The organism is Flavobacterium sp. (genome assembly GCF_036741995.1).
In the GTDB taxonomy this organism is placed as follows: Bacteria; Bacteroidota; Bacteroidia; order Flavobacteriales; family Flavobacteriaceae; genus Flavobacterium.
The window spans coordinates 1-17,911 of record NZ_DAINRG010000015.1 but is presented as its reverse complement, the minus strand read 5'-3'; the positions used below and the strand labels follow the sequence as shown (position 1 = coordinate 17,911).

The following is a 17,911-nucleotide window of genomic DNA, read 5'->3' as shown; positions in this document are numbered from 1 at the left end:
TGGGGCAATTAACTTATGGTAAACAAAACAATTTTTATTTTTTGATAAACTTTTTGGTGAGGTGTTCCGAAGCATTATTCACAGTAATAAAGTACAGGCCGGAACTTAAATCGCTGACATCCATAGTGTAAACATAGCCTGAGTTTCCGGTTACGGTGTTTTGTTTTACCAGTTTTCCCTCGGTGTTGACAATGATATAGTCTACCTGACCTTGTGTTGCGGTAGTAGTGGTAATATTTAATTCGTTGTCTACCAAGGTTGGATATACTTTTATTTTCGAAGTAAGTTCATTGGTGTTCAGATTTAGCGCAGCAAAATTAGTAACCACATTGTCAACAATTAATCGACTGCCAAAGTTGGGTGTAGAGCCTTCTTTGGCCATGCTAAATGAGATAATCATCGAAGCCGGTGCCGCATTTGAAGTATAAGTAATCGGCTCATATATATACTCAAATTGATTGTGAGTTCCCGATATATCAATAGTAGCGTGGCCAATTTCATTGCCATCGGCATCCGCTACTTGTATTTTGGCTTGGGCAATATCATTACCTACAGGCATAAACTTATAGTAAAAACCCAACATAGAGACATTGGCATTAGGTTCAATAGGAATGCCCGGATTCCAGCCCGGACTGTCTTGTTCAGGATCACTGAAAATAGTAGCGATTCCCGGAATAACCGTATTTTGTGTCACGTTGAAGGCATTGGATATTTCCATAGCATAGTTGCCGGTTTGGGGTTCGGTAGAGACATACACCATGGAAGGAATGCACCAGGTATATTGGATTTGGTCGCCAAAACTTTCCCCAGTCTGCGGGTCAAAACCCGCTTGCTGCACAAAGGTCATTCCCCAGTTGGTTGGCGTAAAATTACAGGTGATGTTTTCAAAGTCGCCATTCACGACTTGCGAAAAACTACTGTTACCGGCAAACAGCAACAGCGCCAAACTTAAAAAGTAATTCTTTTTCATAGTAATGTTTTTTAGAGGTTACGGAAATTCTTTTTCATAGCAATTTCTAAAACCAAAAGTACCTATTAAGAGGGAGTTGTACTATTTTTTCAGGTTGACAAAAGGTAAACAAGCCTATGTTTTATGGCGCTTACAGTGTTTTTTGCTGTTAAACGGCAAGTATAAAATCGGTTAGATTTTCCTCGGTGTTCAATTGTAGTTTTTTGCGCAATCGGTGGCGGGCGGTTTTGACACTATCAGGAGAGATATTTAAAATGGAAGCCATTTCTTTAATCGACAGATTCAACTTGATGAGCGCGCAGATTTTTAAGTCGTTGGCACTGATGTCCGGATATTTTTGTTTCAAACGGGTGTAGAAATTCTTGTTGACGCTCTCAAAATAGTTATCAAAATCCTTCCAGTTGTTGTCCTGAACGGTGTATTTGTGGACTAATTTTTTAAGTTCACTTTCGGTATTGGGATCTTTCTTGCTTAAGATGGTTTTGATTTCGTCCAGCAGTTCGTTTTTCTCCAACATCTGAATAGTGATGGCGCTTAACTGACTTTCTTTGTGTTCCAAATCATTATTAAATTGCTCTTCTTTCAACAGTTTTTGTTCTTCCAGTAGTTGTACCAAATCTTCTTTGGCTTTTAACAACTGCTTGTCTCTTTTGTTGATTCTTTTCAGGAAGAAATATAAAAACGAAAAGACAACAATCAGCAGGCCTAAAACGCTTATCAGTAGGTAATTGGTGAGTTTAGAAACTTCTTTTTCGGCAGAGATGAGTTTTAGTTTGCGGTTCTTTTCGGAGACTTCAAACTGTACTTCCAGGCTTTTTTCGATTTGTTGTTTTTCGGCGGAATAAAAACGGTCTTTGAGCGTAATGATTTCGCTTTGCAACTGGCTAACTTCCTGAAAATTGTTTTGCTCCTTTTTGATGGCAATCAGCGTTTCGAGCGTTTTAATTTCGAATACTTTATCGCTTAACCCTATGGCAATGATTCGGGCTTTGTTACAGTAATTCTCGGCAATTACAAGGTTTTTATCAAAATCCAGCTGCCATTTTCCCAACGCAATTAATGCTGTCACCTGAGCTTGTTTGTTTTGTGTTTTTTCGGCTAAGGCTAATGCTTTTTGGAAATACTGCAAACTATTTTCTTTTTGGTGCTTCTTTTGAAGCAGGGTACCGATTTTGCAATAGGAGGTAGGCAAGTAGGCTACGTTGTTTGATTTTTCAAATTCGGCTAAAGCCAAGCTATAGTACTGTGCTGCCGCTTCGTTTTGATTTTTCAATTCATAAATACTGCCCAAACTGTTATAGGCCAATCCCAAAGTCCCCGAAGCATCCTTCTTGTTTTCCAGTTCGGCAATGACTTCTTTACTTAAGCGCAGGGCATCGTCGTATTTCTTTTGCCGACTGTAAATGGTACTGATTAACTGCAGGCATTTGTATCTTCCGAGGGTGGCTTTTTCGGCATCGGTTTTTTCCAGAGCGTTGTATTCGTTTAAGGCTTTTGTGGCAAACTGCAAGCCTTTTTCCAAGCTGGCGCCATACGAACAGATGCCGAGATAGAAATAGGATTCCGCTTTGTCTTTGGTATTGTTTTCTCTTCTGGCTTTCTCATTGGCTTCCCAAAAATACCGAAAGGCAGTATTTTCATTATCCTTAACCAGTTCGGCCCAGCCTTTTTGAATCAGTGCATTGTCTGAGGATTGTGCCCTTGACCCGCTAAAGACAAGAAGTAAAAGTGCTATCGCTAAGGATTGGAATACTTTCATACGCCAAAAGTAGATTTTTTTTGAGTGATGGTGGCCAAAACTAGGTTGACATCAAGTAAACAGACCGCAGTTATCATAGCTTTTTTAATCGTTCGGCGGCGGCTGTCAGCGTGGCATCGTCTTTGGCAAAACAAAAACGAATGCATTTGGTGTCTTTTCCATTGGCATAGAAAATAGAGATAGGAATGGTGGCTACACCCAATTCGGTGACCAGTCTTTTAGTAAACTCCAAATCACTTTCGTTGGAGATGTTGGCATAGGAAGCCACCTGAAAATAGGTGCCTTCGCAAGGCAGTAATTCCAGCTTGGTTTCTTTTAATAAACTTCTGAAAAAATCTCTTTTTTGTTGGTAAAAGGAACCTAAGCTTTTAATATCAACGATATCCAAATACTCTGAAATGGCCACTTGTGCAATACTGTTGACACTAAAAACCAAGAACTGATGCACTTTTTTGATTTCGGTCATCAAGTATTCGGGAGCGATTACGTAACCAATTTTCCAGCCGGTAATGTGAAAGGATTTTCCAAACGATGACACACTGATGCTGCGGTTCCATAGTTTTGGGCGGTGGTGTATTGAAATGTGTGGCGTTTCAAAAGTGATGTATTCATATACTTCATCCGACAGCACAAGTAGGTTTGGAAAGGTTTCCAGTAGTTTTTCCAATTGCAGAAAGTCGCTTTCCGTCCAGTTTTTCCCGGTTGGATTGTGCGGATTATTGGTGATGATGAGTTTGGTTTTTTCGTTTGTTGCGTTGTTGATGGCTTCCCAATTGGGGGTAAAATCATCGTTTAGTGCAACTCTGACAGGTTTGGCACTGCTCAATAAAATCGGGGCTTCGTAACAGTCATAACTAGGGTCAAGAATAATGACTTCTTCATTGGGGTTGACCAAGGCTTGTAGGGTGGCAAAAATTCCTTCGGTGGCTCCGGCCGTGATTAGTAGTTCGGTTTTTGGATTGACGGTCCTTTGGTAAGATTGTTGCGTGAGTCTGGCGATTTTATCTAACAAAGGGGGATAGCCCGCCATGGGGGTATATTGATGCACATTCTCTTTAGTTAAACGGGCCAGTATGGAAGTCAATCGTTCATCCACCGGAAAATTAGGGAAGCCTTGGGAGAGGTTGATGGCGTTGTATTCGGTTGCCATTTGCGACATCACGGTAAAAATGCTGGTGCCTATATGTGGGAGTTTGGACATGTGCTTATTTTAGGAATTTAAAAGTACGGTTTTTGTGGGTGCTATAAGGCCCTGCCATCTGATTTGGTGAAAAGAGTAGTGAGCGTTCTGGCCCAATACCGTGGCACCTGATACTCGTTTTGCAAATGGGCTACCACATCATTTGACTTTTTGTTTTTGGCATCAAAGGCGGTGAGAATTTGAATCCACTCGTCTATGGTCTTGCCGGTTTTTTCGATGACTTGTTCGTCGGACACGTCCCAGTATTCTTTTTTCATGGTTGCTTTACTTTGGATATCAAAGATAAAAAAAGCACCTCGATGTGAAGTGCTTTTTATCAGTAAGTGGCTGTAATTTATTTTTTTTCTTCTTTTGGCATGTCGGATGCTCCCATGTCACGGATACAGGTGTACTTGCCGTCTTTTTTTACAAACAGACTCATGTAGTTGCCTGAGGACGTTTTTGCGCCGGTTGAATCAACCACAGTATAGCTTCCGATTTCTACTACTTGGTTACCGTCACTGGAAGGAAATACTTCATTGGCCTTGTAGGTTACTTTGGTTCCTTTGGACGTCTTTTTTGAACGATCCAATAACTGGGCATCAATGGCTGCTTTGCCTACGAGTGGCGCCATGTTTTGGTCATAGCTGGTGGCATCCTCTGCATAATACACTATGGTTTCCGGTTTGCCAGAGTTCATGGCGTCAGCAAAAGCAGTTTCCATGGTTTGTAATTCGGCTTTGATTTTGTCATTGTCTACTGCGGGTGCCGCAGGAGCTTCTTCTTTTTTTGGATTACAGGCCATTACCAGCGTAGTAATAATCCCTAAAGCAATCCCGGTTACAATCTTGTTTTTCATAAAATTATTGGTTTAATGATTAGTAATTTTAGGTTACTCCACAAGATTAAGGGTTGTTAAATATAAGGATAAATTCTTGGAAATCAGTACTACTGCACGGGTAAATATAGAAACAGCACGCGGTTAGTTGATGGTTTGTTGTTTAAGACGATTAGGTATTCATTTTTTCCTGATTATAAAACATCCCGCTCAGGTCAGTAAAATAAACTGTTCCCGAAGGGTTTTTTAATTTCTGTACGGAAATCATTCAACTTCCGTACGGAAATGACTTAAGTTCCGTACGGAAATATACTAACTTCTGTACAGAAATGAATAAATTGTTATACATTAGTTTAAAAAGTGATGCGGTTGGACGCAATTTTTGTACCTGATGAAGTAAAAAAGTAATCCTAAATAAATCGATTCTTATGGCAGTACAGTTCAAAATGGTAGCCAAACAAAACAATTTGGTCTCACCTCCCGAAGTTAAATATTACCCTTGTGCCGTGCATCAGGGGGAAACCAATTTAGACATGTTGGCCTCGTTTATTGCCGACAGTTCTACGATGAGCCGGGCCGATTGTTATGGGGTCATTATGGCCTTAACCGAGGCTATCTCATATGCATTAAAGCAAGGGCAGATTGTAAGAATTGACAACCTGGGCACTTTCCAGCTCACGCTGCAGGGCACCGCCGCCGATGATCCTGAGGCCTTAGGCAAGTCGACCATCAAAGACACCCGAATTGTCTATAGACCGGCTGCGTCCTTAAAGCGCGATTTAAAGACGATTACGTTTAAACGGATGCGATAGTGAATATGAATCTATAGTTTACTGCCCCACGGTTCTTTTGTATTCCCGATTCATGATGGTCTTCATCTTCAATGTTTTCATGGCGGGTGTAATGATATGATGCCGCCAGTTTTTAAGTTTTTTACTGCGCATCAGGGAATACACCGCAATACCCGTCAGGATGATGAGTACAATGGGCACGGTATTTTTTACAGTGGGCATGATGGTTTGACTGAAAGGGTTTTAGGCTTACTAAGGTACGAAAATCTCACTCAATAGTATATTGTAACATTGATAATAGTTTGGGTATTATTTTTCAATAAGATTCCAATACTTGAAATCAGGATTCATATATTGAATTATATTCGAATATAATAAAAACCGGACTATACTCCGTTGTTTAATAGTCTACATTTAACAACTTTTGTTAACATGGATATTAAACAAAGATTAGGGCTCAAAATAAAAGAGTTGCGAAAACAAAAAGGTTTATCTCAAGAAAAACTCGCCAACTTGGCTGAGATAGACAGAACCTATCTTCCAACAATTGAGAAAGGAGAAAGAAATGTTTCAATAGAGGTTGTTGAAAAATTAGCGAAGGCCTTAGATGTTAAAGTAAAGGACTTATTCGATGAATAGGGCTTATTATGCCAGTTCTATTACTGATTTTCTTATTGAGAATAGTGATGCAGTTTATGGTAAAATCTCTGGAAATTATGATTTAAATAAATTGACTATTCAACAAGCTAATGCCTGGAAAAAGCAAGTTGAAATTTTGAAGCAAACCTTATTCTCTTTAAAGGGGAAAGTCTATTTTGAATTCACCATTCCAAGAATGGGTAAGAGAGTTGATAATATCTTAATTATTGATAACTGTATTTTTGTCTTGGAATTTAAAATAGGCTCTGAAGTATATGATAAATATGCCAAAGATCAGGCCTTTGATTACGGATTGGATTTGAATAATTTTCACGAAGGGAGTCATAATCAAAATATTATACCAATATTAATAGCTGATAGAGCACCATCAACTCTTAATACTTTGTCAAAAAGCATAGATAATTTGCACGAAACGATTTATGCAAATTCACATAATCTTCAAAAGATAATTGAAACTTCACTTCAACATTTTAAATCTGCTGATAAAATAGATGTGAAGTCTTGGGAAGAATCAATATATAAGCCAACTCCAACAATCATCGAAGCAGCCACAGCTTTATACAAAAAACACAATGTTTTAGAAATTTCTAGAAGTGATTCTGGAGCAGAAAACTTATCAGTAACTTCTAATTGTATTTCAGATATAATTGATTTTTCAAAACATAATCAAAGGAAAGCAATCTGCTTTATAACTGGTGTTCCGGGTGCAGGTAAAACTTTGGCTGGATTGAACATCGCAAATCAACGTTCCAATTATGAAAAAGAAGAACATGCTGTTTTTCTTTCGGGAAATGGACCATTGGTTGATGTATTAAGAGAAGCATTAGCAAGAGATAAAGTTAAAACGGCAAAAGAAAATGAGGAAGTACTTTCAAAAGAAAATGCAAAATCTCAAGTAAAATCATTTATTCAAAATATCCATCATTTTAGAGATGCTTCTTTGCAAGATAGCAAGGCACCAATTGAAAAGGTAACAATCTTTGACGAAGCTCAAAGAGCTTGGACTAAAGAGCAGGCCTCGAGTTTTATGAAGAGAAATAAAGGAAATTCCGAATTTAATAAATCAGAACCTGAATTCCTTATTGAGGTTATGGATAGGCATAAAGATTGGTGTACAATTGTTTGTTTAATTGGTGGTGGACAGGAAATAAATACTGGAGAAGCAGGACTTGAAGAATGGATAAGACCATTTGAAAATAAATTTGATGATTGGGATATTTATTATTCGACTAAAATAGTTGAAGACCATAATTATATTAAAGACGATAAAGCTTTAGTAATATTAAAAAGTAGAAATGCAGAGAAAAAGGATGAATTGCATTTGTCCGTTTCATTGAGGTCTTTTAGAAGTGCTCAGTTATCAAACTTTATTCAAGAGGTTATTAATAATGATATATCAAAAGCCAAAAGCATTTATTTAGAATTTATTAAAAGAGATTATCCAATTAAAATCACCCGTGATTTAGATAAGGCTAAAAATTGGTTGAATACAATGGTTAGGGGGAATGAAAGAACTGGAATTGTAGCATCTTCCGGCGCCGTACGATTAAGACCATTTGGATTGAATGTAAAGGCTAAAATTGATGCGCCAATCTGGTTTCTCAATGCGCGAGAAGATATTCGTTCATCATCTTTTTTAGAAGAGGTTGCTACTGAATTTGATATTCAAGGACTAGAACTAGATTGGACTTGTGTCGCTTGGGATGGAGATTTACATCATCATAATCATCAATGGAATTATAAAAAATTTACTGGAACAACATGGAAGAATAACAACAATTCTGAAAGAGTACAGTACTTGATTAATTCTTATAGAGTTCTATTAACTCGTGCAAGACAGGGATTGGTAATCTATATTCCTAATGGCAATAATGAAGATTTAACTAGACCATCGTTTATGTATGACGGCACTTTTGAATTTTTTAAATCCATTGGAATTGAAGAGATATAATAAAACCATTAAAAAATGGGCGATGTATTGTTAAGTGTTAGCTTATTTCGTACCTCGCCATGACGGCAAGGAGGTCTTATAAACATTTAATTATCAATATTTTTTCCATCTAAACCGGTTGATAACTAATAGGTTAAAAAACAATGCTTAGTGATGCTATTTTGTACCTTTAGCATCATTAATTTTTAAATTCAATTGTGATGAAAATGTTAGTAAACGTTGTTCTTCCTATTGAGCCATTTAACTCAATGGTAAGAAATGGTACTGCTGGTCTTGTAATCGGTCGTATCGTTGAGGAAATTAAACCCGAAAGTATTTATTTTTCCGAACAGGATGGAAACCGCGGTGCCGTTTTGGTAGTCGAGGTTCCTAATGCCAGTGCGATACCTAGTATCGCTGAACCTTGGTTTTTGAATTTTGAAGCGCATTGCGAATTCCGAATCGCGATGACTCCGGATGATTTACAAAACGCTAACCTCACTAAAATTGCCGAAAAGTGGCAAGATGTGTCGGTATTACAAAACTAAAAAAAAACAGAAAACCACTTCCTAAACAGAAGTGGTTCTTTATATGTAGTAACTTTTTGATTTAGTCTTGCAGTAACACTTCTAAAATACTAATCGCGGCTTTGTAAACAACGTCCTCTGGGTGCATCCCCTTCAAGGAGTACCATTTCAGTATGTAAGAACTGTGCCGCGGCTTCCGATTCTTTCACTTTGACGGCAGAGCGCGCTACCATTTCTGATTCAAACCCAGTTAATATACTTTTTCGCACGCCGGCTTTTCTCCATGGAGATGAAGGTTTGCATTCTTTGGCTATGGCCCTAGCCAGCGCGAGTGCATCCAGTAATGCCTGGTTTGCCCCTTGTCCTTTGAACGGGCTCATAGGATGGGCGGCATCTCCAATCAGGATGCAGGCACCACTTTTCTCCAGCCAGGCTGCCTCGAGTAATGCCCTGTCGTACACCGGATAGCCGGATAGGTGTGTTTCCGGAGTGGCAGCCACAATTTGAGGAATGGGATGGTGCCATTGGGTTCTGCGGCTGGCTTCCTGTTTGAGAGCCTGCACGCCCTTAGCACTCAGCGCTTTCGCCTCCTTTTCCGGTATGGGGTAGCTAAGTTGCCACATTACGGAGTCAGACGCATAAGGCATTATATAGATACGCTCATGGCCATTAGCCGTTTGGAATACCGTAGCTGAATCGAGTAAAGGACTGTTATGACCTTCAAGAGCTGCCAAAGGGCAAATCCCTAAGATAACCATACACCCGAGGTAGCGCAAAGGGCTAATGTCTTCTCCAAGCAACAGGCTGCGCAACGCACTGCGAATGCCATCGGCACCCACCACGAGGTCGGCCTTGGCCGTTTTCATCTGGCCATTCACTTGAAAGTTTAGGGAAACACCTTCGTCTTCACATTCTTTAAAACCGGTTAATTGATGGCCCCATTGTATCTTTTCATGTCCGCCGAGTTGTTCCAGCAATGCCCTGCGCAACGACTGCCGTGCGATATGGATATTTCTGCGTTTCAGGGGCTTTTCTGAATGGGAGGACAGCCACTTTCTCATGCCCCATTCCCCAATTACTTTTCCTTCGGGGGTATGGACTAGGTGTCTTGTTGATACCACACCTTCGTTCAACGAAAAAATACCCAATCCGGCAATGGCTTTACTGGCTTGCTGCAGCGTGAGACCATAGCCTTGGGTTCGGGCATCGAAGCTGTTATCGCGTTCGTAAAGGGTAAAAGGGATGCCGCGGTGTAAACAGGCAACGGCTAGCGCTACGCCACCTATACCAGCTCCAATAATGGCCACGTGTGGGTAGTTTTCAGTATCGGCAACAGGAGGCTCTGCAGCCGCCAGCAGTCCCGATCCGGAACAGGTGAGGCAGGCATCTAAATGGGGTTTGGGCAGAACGGGTGCTGCTCCTTCGCCCTTCGTTTTTTCAAATTGTTCTAGGGCTGCCTGAAATTCGAGCCGGACTTTCTTTCGAAGGCGGCGGCTTTTTTTGCCAAGTCCCTGGCATTCCCGACAGGTAGTCCAGCTGGCTTTTATATTTTCTTCCTTTTTCACTTACTCTTCTAACAGTACCTCAAGGATAGTTATTGCGGCTTCGCTAATCTTAGTCCCGGGACCAAAGACAGCAACGGCTCCGGCATCAAACAAGAATTGGTAGTCCTGTGCCGGAATAACGCCACCTACGATGACCATAATGTCTTCGCGACCGTATTTTTTTAGTTCTTCTATTACTTGGGGAACGAGTGTTTTATGTCCGGCAGCTAAAGAGGAAACGCCTAAGATGTGTACGTCATTTTCGACGGCTTGTTTGGCGGCTTCAGCAGGGGTTTGGAATAGTGGTCCAATATCCACATCAAAACCAACATCAGCATAACCGGTGGCAACTACTTTAGCGCCACGGTCGTGTCCGTCCTGACCCATTTTGGCAATCATGATACGGGGGCGACGGCCTTCTTTCTTGGCGAAAGCGTCGGCTAATTGTTTGGCTTTTTCAAAGCTTTGATCGTTTTTGATTTCTTTACTGTACACGCCGCTGAAACTTCTGATTTGTGCTTTATAGCGACCGAAAACCACTTCTAATGCCTCACTGATTTCACCCAGTGTGGCTCGGTTTCGGGCTGCTTCTACGGCTAAAGATAGTAAATTATCATTGCCGTTTTTAGCACAGTCGGTTAATTTTGCCAAACAGGCTTTCACTTTATCGTTGTTCCGCGTGGCTTTAATATGCTGTAATTGTTCGATTTGTTGTTTGCGCACCATTTGGTTATCGACATCCAAAATGTGCAAGGGATCTTCTTTGTCTAAACGGTATTGGTTGACCCCTACAATGATATCTTGTGAGCTGTCGATACGCGCCTGTTTGCGCGCGGCAGCTTCTTCAATTCTTAATTTCGGAATGCCGGCTTCGATGGCTTTGGTCATTCCGCCAAGGCTTTCCACTTCTTCAATCAAAGCCCAGGCTTTATCGGCTATTTCCTTGGTCAGACTTTCTACATAATAACTGCCGGCCCATGGGTCGACGGTTTTGCAGATTTTGGTCTCTTCCTGTAAAAATATCTGGGTGTTACGGGCAATGCGTGCTGAGAAATCGGTGGGCAATGCGATGGCTTCGTCTAAGGCATTCGTGTGTAATGATTGTGTTCCGCCAAAAGCAGCAGCAGCAGCTTCGATAGCCGTACGTGCCACGTTGTTGAACGGATCCTGTTCGGTTAAACTCCAGCCCGAGGTTTGGCAATGGGTTCTTAGCGCTAGAGATTTTTCGTCTTTCGGATGGAATTGCTTTAAGAGTTTGGCCCACAACATTCTTCCGGCACGCATCTTGGCGATTTCCATAAAATGATTCATGCCAATCGCCCAAAAGAACGATAGGCGGGGTGCGAACTCGTCTATTTTCATTCCAGTCGCTAAACCGGTTCTTATATATTCTAAGCCATCGGCCAAAGTGTAGGCCAACTCAATATCGGCGGTAGCTCCGGCTTCCTGCATGTGGTAGCCCGAGATGGAAATGGAGTTGAACTTCGGCATTTTTTTGCTGGTATATTCAAAAATATCGGCAATGATTTTCATCGAAGGCGTAGGTGGATAGATGTAGGTATTTCGCACCATGAACTCTTTTAGGATGTCATTTTGGATGGTTCCGGAGAGTAATTCGGCTGCGACTCCTTGTTCTTCGGCCGCTACTATGTAAAACGCCATAATCGGCAATACGGCACCGTTCATCGTCATGGAAACTGACATTTCATCTAACGGAATCTGGTCGAATAAGACTTTCATGTCTTCGACTGAATCGATGGCTACTCCAGCTTTTCCAACATCACCAACCACTCTTTCGTGATCGGAATCATACCCTCTGTGCGTAGCCAAATCGAACGCTACGGATAATCCTTTTTGCCCGGCGGCTAAGTTTCTGCGGTAGAAAGCATTACTTTCTTCAGCGGTGGAGAAACCGGCATATTGGCGGATCGTCCACGGGCGGCGCACATACATGGTAGCGTAAGGCCCGCGAAGGTTAGGGGCAAAGCCCGCTCCAAAACCCAAGTGTTCCAACCCTTCTAAATCTTGTTCAGTATAGATGGGTTTGAGTTGGATGTCTTCAGCGGTTTGGAAGCTTTCCTTTTCAGAAACTTTGTACTTCGTACTTTGTTCTTCTAACGTTATATGTTGAATGTTTTTTCTCATTTTGTAAAGGTGCTAAGGTTCTGAGGAACTAAGGTGCTAAGGTTTTATTCTTGTGCTAGTCGTTCCTGCTCTAACTTTTCAGCTAACCGTTTTTCGATGACCGGCGTGATCAACGTTTTGCGGGGATTTTGTTTGAGGAATGGATACAATTCTAAATCGCCTTTCATCTTGTCATTCTTGTTGGGATACTTGTTGGTGCCCAATAAAACTTCTTTCCCACTATCAAAGAGTTCTTGTTCTTTGGCGGCGCTTTCGCTGATTTTCTTTTGAATATTTCCTTCAATCAATTGCGTAATCAATCCGCCTTTTTCTTCTATTTCCTTGAACAAAAGCAAGGCTTTTTCGGCTAATTGCTCGGTCAGAGATTCTATATAATAAGCACCATCCGCCGGATTATTTACTTTATCGAAATAACTTTCGTGTTTTAAAACCAATAATTGGTTACGCGCAATTCTATCACCAAATTCATTGTCTTTATGATATAAAGCATCATAAGGCAAATTCGCCACCGCATTGGCACCGCCCAAAATAGCACTCATGCATTCTGTGGTCGTGCGCAGCATGTTGACGTTGTAATCGTAAAGCGTTTTGTTGCGTTTGGTGGGCGTCACAATGATATGACAATCCAAAGTGTGGTTGTATTCCCTGGCCAACGTATTAAATAATAATCGCAATGCTCTTAATTTGGCAATCTCAAAAAAGTAATTGGTACCCACAGCCACTTCAATGGTTATCGGTTGGTTTACAACTTTAATTCGGTTGAAATAGTCATTGACATGCGCCAAGGTATAGGCCAATTGCTGTACCATATTGGCGCCGGCATTTTGGTAAATTCCTGAACTTATGGTTAGAAATGGAATGGCTGTTTTGGAAGCAATATTGTTCAGTTTGTCAAAGTCTTTGTCTAAGTTGTCAAACCAGTTGCCGTCTTTTACTAACTGTCCGATTGGATCGATTTGGATGGTAATGTTGGCGTTGTTTTTTGAAGTAAAATCATTGATTTTGGCAACGAAATCGATAGCGAGGAACGGCAAATAAAAAAAATACGCCGTGTCTTCCAACGGAAGCCCCTGCATTAATTCTTCTAGGGAAACCGATTCGTTTTCAATAGTAAAACGGATGCTTTCGGCACCGCGGTTTAAGGTGTCTAAAGCGCGTTCGTTTGATTTTTTAACATCGTGTACAAAGATGTTTTGCAGTATCGAGAACGCTTTCTCAGGAGTGTTGATGCCTAATCTAGTGGTGTCTTCATCGCCATGGTAAAACGGCTTAACTTTGATGCCTTCGGGAGATTCCCAAACCAAAGTGTCATTGTAATCAGCGCCTTTGAGTTCGTACTGAATTTGCTGTTTCCATTGTTTGGATGAAACGGGTTCGAACCCATTAAATAAATGTTCCCCCATGATGTTGTCTTATAAAGATTTTGAACTGGATTGCTCTTCTTTGATGGAGTCGCCTTCAAATTCAATGATGTAGATGTCTTCGCTGTCGCGTTTCATATAGTATTTCTCGCGGGCGTATTTTTCAATCTGGTCAGGATTTTTGAGGAGTTTGATATTTTCCTCATCTTTTTTAATCTCGTCCTGATAGTATTTTTTATTGTCTTCGAGTTCGTTGAGTTGTTTGTTTAGTATGCGGTGTTCCATATAGGAAGTATTGTCTAGGAACAGCATCCAAACGGTAAAAAAAACCAACACGATAACGTAGCGGTTCCCCAGGATTTTGAGGATAGGATAGGCATCGGTCAGGTTTTTAAAGTAACTCATGTATTAGGTAATTCTTTGGTTGATTACAGCTCTTACCACATCAATGGCCACCGTATTGTATTTGTCATTCGGGATGATGATATCGGCAAAGGCTTTAGTAGGTTCGATGAATTGTTGGTGCATGGGTTTTAACGTCGTTTGATAACGGTTCAACACCTCTTCCATATCACGGCCACGCTCGGCGATGTCTCTTTTTAATCTTCGGATTAGACGTTCGTCTGAATCGGCATGTACAAATATTTTGACATCGAATAAATCGCGTAGTTCCGGATTGGTTAGAATTAAAATCCCTTCTACTATGATTACTTTTCGCGGATGGGTAACGATGGTATCGTCGGTTCGGTTGTGTGTAATGAAAGAATATACGGGCTGTTCGATGGTTTTTCCTTCCTTCAAATCTTTCAGGTGTTGTACCAAAAGATCAAAATCGATGGCTCGAGGATGGTCAAAATTGACTAAGGCTCTTTCTTCAAAACTTAAATTGTTGTTTTCTTTGTAATAGGAATCCTGAGATAATACACCCACTTCAGTTTTGGGTAATTCGTTCATAATTTGGTGAACGACAGTCGTTTTTCCGCTTCCTGTTCCCCCCGCAATTCCAATAATAAGCATAATAGTTGTGTTAGTTTTATATCCAACAAAAATAGAAATTATATCGAAAGAGAATTTCGTTTTTGATAAAATGTTGAAAAAGAATAAAACTTTAAAAAATATTTTGATTCCTAATTTTTAGTGGTATATTTGCCCCTCGTTTTCGGGGTGTAGCGTAGCCCGGTTATCGCGCCTGCTTTGGGAGCAGGAGGCCGCAGGTTCGAATCCTGCCACCCCGACGAGTAAATCCTTTCTGTGAAAACAGAAAGGATTTTTTATTTGGAAAAAAAGCCAAGCTTGCTTGAGCTATTTTTCCAAATAAAAAATAGTTTGGATGGAACATCCAAAGGATTTACTTGTGATTGAGCCCTAAATCAGGATATTTAATCCTGCCTAAGAAACAGCCAAGCTTGCTTGAGCTATTTTTCCAAATAAAAAATAGTTTGGATGGAACATCCAAAGGATTTGCTTGTGATTGAGCCCACTACAGGATCACAAAGTAATCCTGCTAATCATTTATCCTAAGAATTAAGAACGTTCTCGCTAGCCCCGATAGGAGCAAACTACCACGTAGTGCGGATAGCGGGAGGATTCGTCCTGCATAAGAAAATGCTGTGCTCCAGATACTTTTTCAACAATAACATAATCTTATCCACAAATTGCATTTAGCAATTGACAGGCTAATTTAATTTCGACTTAAAAGATTTACATTTGCACCCAAATTAAACTTCAAATCATGTCAGATACTATAGAAAAAATCAAATGCCTTATTATAGGTTCGGGGCCTGCGGGGTATACCGCTGCTATTTATGCGGCCAGAGCCAATATGAATCCCGTTTTATACCAGGGAACACAACCGGGTGGACAATTAACCACGACTAACGAAGTGGAGAATTTTCCGGGATATCCTGATGGGGTTACCGGACCGGAAATGATGGTGCAACTGCAGGAACAAGCCAAGCGTTTTGGTACGGATATTCGTGACGGTTGGGCAACGAAAGTAGATTTTTCGGGACCTGTGCATAAAGTTTGGATTAACGATGCGATTGAATTGCATGCAGAGACCGTAATTATTTCTACCGGAGCTTCGGCTAAATATTTAGGGTTAGCTTCCGAGCAACACTATTTGCAAATGGGTGGCGGTGTTTCGGCCTGTGCTGTGTGTGACGGATTCTTTTACAGAAACCAAGAAGTAGTCATAGTAGGAGCAGGGGATTCGGCTTGTGAAGAGGCCCATTACTTATCGAAACTTTGTAAAAAAGTAACGATGCTGGTAAGAAGTGAAAAATTCAGAGCTTCCAAAATCATGGAAGAGCGCGTTCGCAAAACCGAAAATATCACTATTCTTATGAACCACGATACTGTTGAGGTTATTGGTGACGGACAGGTAGTGAATGAAGTAAAAGCGTTGAACAAAACCACCGGCGAAGAAATTACGATTCCGGCAACCGGATTCTTTGTGGCAATTGGGCACAAACCGAATACCGATATTTTTGCGGATTACATTACGTTAGACGAAACCGGTTATATCATTAACGTACCAGGGACTTCTAAAACCAATGTGGCCGGTGTTTTTGTAGCCGGAGATGCTGCCGATCACGTGTACCGTCAGGCAATTACTGCTGCGGGAACGGGTTGTATGGCGGCTTTGGATGCGGAACGTTATTTAGCTGCTTTAGACTAATCTTTATAAAAGGATACTATAAAAAAATCCCGCCTGAATAAGGCGGGATTTTTTATTTTTATTTGGTTGTTGGTTTTTTCCGGATGACCGCGCTGTCGGCGAAATGTTTTAAGTCGATTTTTACAGGCTCGCCATACAATTCGAGTTCACTGTTGCCCGACGCATTTATAGTGGCAATATTACTCACGGTAATGCTGCTTTTGGAATAGCCTGCCGTTTCTATAGTTCCGTTTTTCGCGGTTAGTTTTTTTCCAAGGAAATCAGTGTTGTTGTCTAAGCGGAGTTTTAAATCGATGACGTCTCCTTCTACTTCTGCGGATGATTTTTGGTACATATCAAATCGCATTTCGCCCGAAGAGATTAACGCTTTAACATAAGCGCTTTTGCTGATGTCAATCGCTGTTTTTTCCGATTTTAAGTTTAATTCTACTTTTGATTTATCGTTGGCCATCAAAGTGAAATTCTTGGTTTTGGCATTCAAAAACAACTTAGCATAGTCATAACTTTTAAAGGTAATATTGTCCAAAGTCACATCGGATAAGGCCGTTACATTGGTTTCGTCTTTGGCTATGACCAAATTGAATTTATCCGTATAAGTCACCCGAACACTTAGTTTTTTATAACTGGATAAATCTTTGGATGTGGATATTCTAAGGTTATTGCCGGCGATTTTGTAGTCAACCAATTCGATTAAATTATCATCGGCTTCAATTTCGAGACCGCATTCGTTTCCTTTTACCAAAAAGACTTCCAGATTGTCTTCCACTTCAATGCTTTCGAAGCTTTCGACTTGTTTTTGTTCTAATTTAACAATTTTGGATCCTTTTACTTTTTCTTTCTTTTGACCAAAAGAAACTGCAGTAAGGAAAAGAAAACTCAGTAGGATAATTTTTTTCATAGAGGTTGGCACAGTTAGTTTTACTTCGTACAATTAGACCCAAAGGTCTCGAGTGTCAAAAATAGAAAAAAAAACATCCCAATGAGAATTGAGATGTTTTATTAACTTATTCTTTCGAAACGCTGCCGCCCGAACTTTCTTCTTTGGAAACGGTTTTAGGCGAACCATTATAATCTATTGAACTTCCGCTGGAAGCTTTGGCGTTTAAACTAATGCCGGGATGCACTTCGGTGGAGCTACCGCTACTGGCTTCAGCAATGACATCGTTGACTAACAAATCCCGTGCTTCTATACTGCTTCCGCTGGAAGCGGCTGTTTTTAACTCGAGTGCTTTTCCTTTCAGATTTAAGGAACTGCCACTGGTAGTTTCGCAGTCAATTTTGTCGTATTCGAGTCTAAGTTCTGCCTCACTGCCGCCGCTGGTTTTGACTACAATATCGGTACCATTGAGTGTGTTTTTGGACGAAACCGAAGACCCACCGTTGACTTCAATAGCACTTAATGATGGCAATCTTACGTGGATGTTTTTAGTAGCATTACCATTAATATCGTCATCTGCAGTGATGGTAAGCATACCGTTTTCGACTCTGGTGGTAATGTGTTCCTGTAAATTGTCGTCGGCTTCTAC

18 protein-coding genes and 1 tRNA gene are annotated in these 17,911 nt (G+C 40.8%); 6 read left to right on the top strand and 13 right to left on the bottom strand.

The features are described from left to right. Nucleotides 1–34: 34 nt before the first annotated feature. The 5 genes from V7D82_RS06740 to V7D82_RS06720 all read right to left on the bottom strand — a co-directional run bounded on the left by V7D82_RS06740 (nucleotide 35) and on the right by V7D82_RS06720 (nucleotide 4,768). Nucleotides 35–970, bottom strand: a complete 936-nt coding sequence (locus V7D82_RS06740) for a T9SS type A sorting domain-containing protein (RefSeq protein WP_333600213.1) — start codon at nucleotides 968–970, stop codon at nucleotides 35–37. A gap of 148 nt (nucleotides 971–1,118) precedes the next feature. Next, entirely contained in the window at nucleotides 1,119–2,729 is a 1,611-nt protein-coding gene (locus tag V7D82_RS06735) for a tetratricopeptide repeat protein (protein WP_333600212.1), read from the bottom strand. Between the two features lie 73 nt (nucleotides 2,730–2,802). Then, nucleotides 2,803–3,930, bottom strand: coding sequence for a methionine aminotransferase (locus V7D82_RS06730; protein WP_333600211.1), 1,128 nt, complete (start codon nucleotides 3,928–3,930; stop codon nucleotides 2,803–2,805). A gap of 41 nt (nucleotides 3,931–3,971) precedes the next feature. After that, entirely contained in the window at nucleotides 3,972–4,166 is a 195-nt protein-coding gene (locus V7D82_RS06725) for a DUF4287 domain-containing protein (RefSeq protein ID WP_333600210.1), read from the bottom strand. A 98-nt stretch (nucleotides 4,167–4,264) separates the two neighbouring features. Further along, entirely contained in the window at nucleotides 4,265–4,768 is a 504-nt protein-coding gene (locus V7D82_RS06720; protein ID WP_333600209.1) for a YybH family protein, read from the bottom strand. A gap of 407 nt (nucleotides 4,769–5,175) precedes the next feature. Here V7D82_RS06720 and V7D82_RS06715 point away from each other — a divergent pair, with 407 nt between their 5' ends. Continuing rightward, entirely contained in the window at nucleotides 5,176–5,559 is a 384-nt protein-coding gene (locus tag V7D82_RS06715) for an HU family DNA-binding protein (RefSeq protein ID WP_333600208.1), read from the top strand. Nucleotides 5,560–5,577: 18 nt separating this feature from the next. Here V7D82_RS06715 and V7D82_RS06710 read toward each other — a convergent pair whose 3' ends face one another. Next, nucleotides 5,578–5,760, bottom strand: a complete 183-nt coding sequence (locus V7D82_RS06710) for a hypothetical protein (protein ID WP_333600207.1) — start codon at nucleotides 5,758–5,760, stop codon at nucleotides 5,578–5,580. 210 nt (nucleotides 5,761–5,970) lie between these two features. Here V7D82_RS06710 and V7D82_RS06705 point away from each other — a divergent pair, with 210 nt between their 5' ends. The 3 genes from V7D82_RS06705 to V7D82_RS06695 all read left to right on the top strand — a co-directional run bounded on the left by V7D82_RS06705 (nucleotide 5,971) and on the right by V7D82_RS06695 (nucleotide 8,676). Then, entirely contained in the window at nucleotides 5,971–6,177 is a 207-nt protein-coding gene (locus V7D82_RS06705) for a helix-turn-helix domain-containing protein (protein WP_333600206.1), read from the top strand. Further along, complete coding sequence (locus V7D82_RS06700; RefSeq protein WP_333600205.1) at nucleotides 6,170–8,149, top strand: DUF2075 domain-containing protein; 1,980 nt, start codon at nucleotides 6,170–6,172, stop codon at nucleotides 8,147–8,149. Before V7D82_RS06705 ends, V7D82_RS06700 begins: the two co-directional genes overlap by 8 nt. Before the next feature lie 206 nt (nucleotides 8,150–8,355). Beyond that, nucleotides 8,356–8,676, top strand: coding sequence for a panthothenate synthetase (locus tag V7D82_RS06695; RefSeq protein ID WP_333600204.1), 321 nt, complete (start codon nucleotides 8,356–8,358; stop codon nucleotides 8,674–8,676). A gap of 89 nt (nucleotides 8,677–8,765) precedes the next feature. Here V7D82_RS06695 and V7D82_RS06690 read toward each other — a convergent pair whose 3' ends face one another. The 5 genes from V7D82_RS06690 to udk are packed head-to-tail and all read right to left on the bottom strand — an operon-like array spanning nucleotide 8,766 to nucleotide 14,722. Beyond that, on the bottom strand, nucleotides 8,766–10,220 hold the full coding sequence (locus tag V7D82_RS06690; RefSeq protein WP_333600203.1) for an FAD-dependent oxidoreductase: 1,455 nt from the start codon (nucleotides 10,218–10,220) through the stop codon (nucleotides 8,766–8,768). Beyond that, nucleotides 10,221–12,344 carry a methylmalonyl-CoA mutase gene (gene scpA / locus V7D82_RS06685; protein ID WP_333600202.1) on the bottom strand — a complete coding sequence of 708 codons (2,124 nt, stop codon included), beginning with the start codon at nucleotides 12,342–12,344 and terminating at the stop codon, nucleotides 10,221–10,223. A gap of 44 nt (nucleotides 12,345–12,388) precedes the next feature. Next, nucleotides 12,389–13,747: a methylmalonyl-CoA mutase subunit beta gene (locus tag V7D82_RS06680; RefSeq protein WP_333600201.1), complete on the bottom strand. Its 1,359-nt coding sequence runs from the start codon at nucleotides 13,745–13,747 to the stop codon at nucleotides 12,389–12,391. 9 nt (nucleotides 13,748–13,756) lie between these two features. Then, nucleotides 13,757–14,110 (bottom strand): FtsB family cell division protein, encoded by a 354-nt coding sequence (locus tag V7D82_RS06675; RefSeq protein WP_333600200.1) that lies wholly within the window; start codon nucleotides 14,108–14,110, stop codon nucleotides 13,757–13,759. Between the two features lie 3 nt (nucleotides 14,111–14,113). Beyond that, nucleotides 14,114–14,722, bottom strand: coding sequence for a uridine kinase (gene udk, locus V7D82_RS06670; RefSeq protein WP_333600199.1), 609 nt, complete (start codon nucleotides 14,720–14,722; stop codon nucleotides 14,114–14,116). Nucleotides 14,723–14,865: 143 nt separating this feature from the next. Between udk and V7D82_RS06665 the strand changes: the two genes are divergently transcribed. Continuing rightward, nucleotides 14,866–14,940: transfer RNA gene (locus tag V7D82_RS06665), tRNA-Pro, on the top strand. Between the two features lie 497 nt (nucleotides 14,941–15,437). After that, nucleotides 15,438–16,385: a thioredoxin-disulfide reductase gene (trxB, locus tag V7D82_RS06660; RefSeq protein WP_333600198.1), complete on the top strand. Its 948-nt coding sequence runs from the start codon at nucleotides 15,438–15,440 to the stop codon at nucleotides 16,383–16,385. A 58-nt stretch (nucleotides 16,386–16,443) separates the two neighbouring features. Here the strand turns inward: trxB and V7D82_RS06655 are convergent, their stop codons facing one another. Then, the gene (locus V7D82_RS06655; protein ID WP_333600197.1) at nucleotides 16,444–17,283 is read right to left on the bottom strand and encodes a GIN domain-containing protein; all 840 of its coding nucleotides are present in this window, start codon (nucleotides 17,281–17,283) and stop codon (nucleotides 16,444–16,446) included. 106 nt (nucleotides 17,284–17,389) lie between these two features. After that, nucleotides 17,390–17,911: head GIN domain-containing protein (locus V7D82_RS06650; protein ID WP_333600196.1), on the bottom strand; the 522-nt coding region annotated here is incomplete at its 5' end.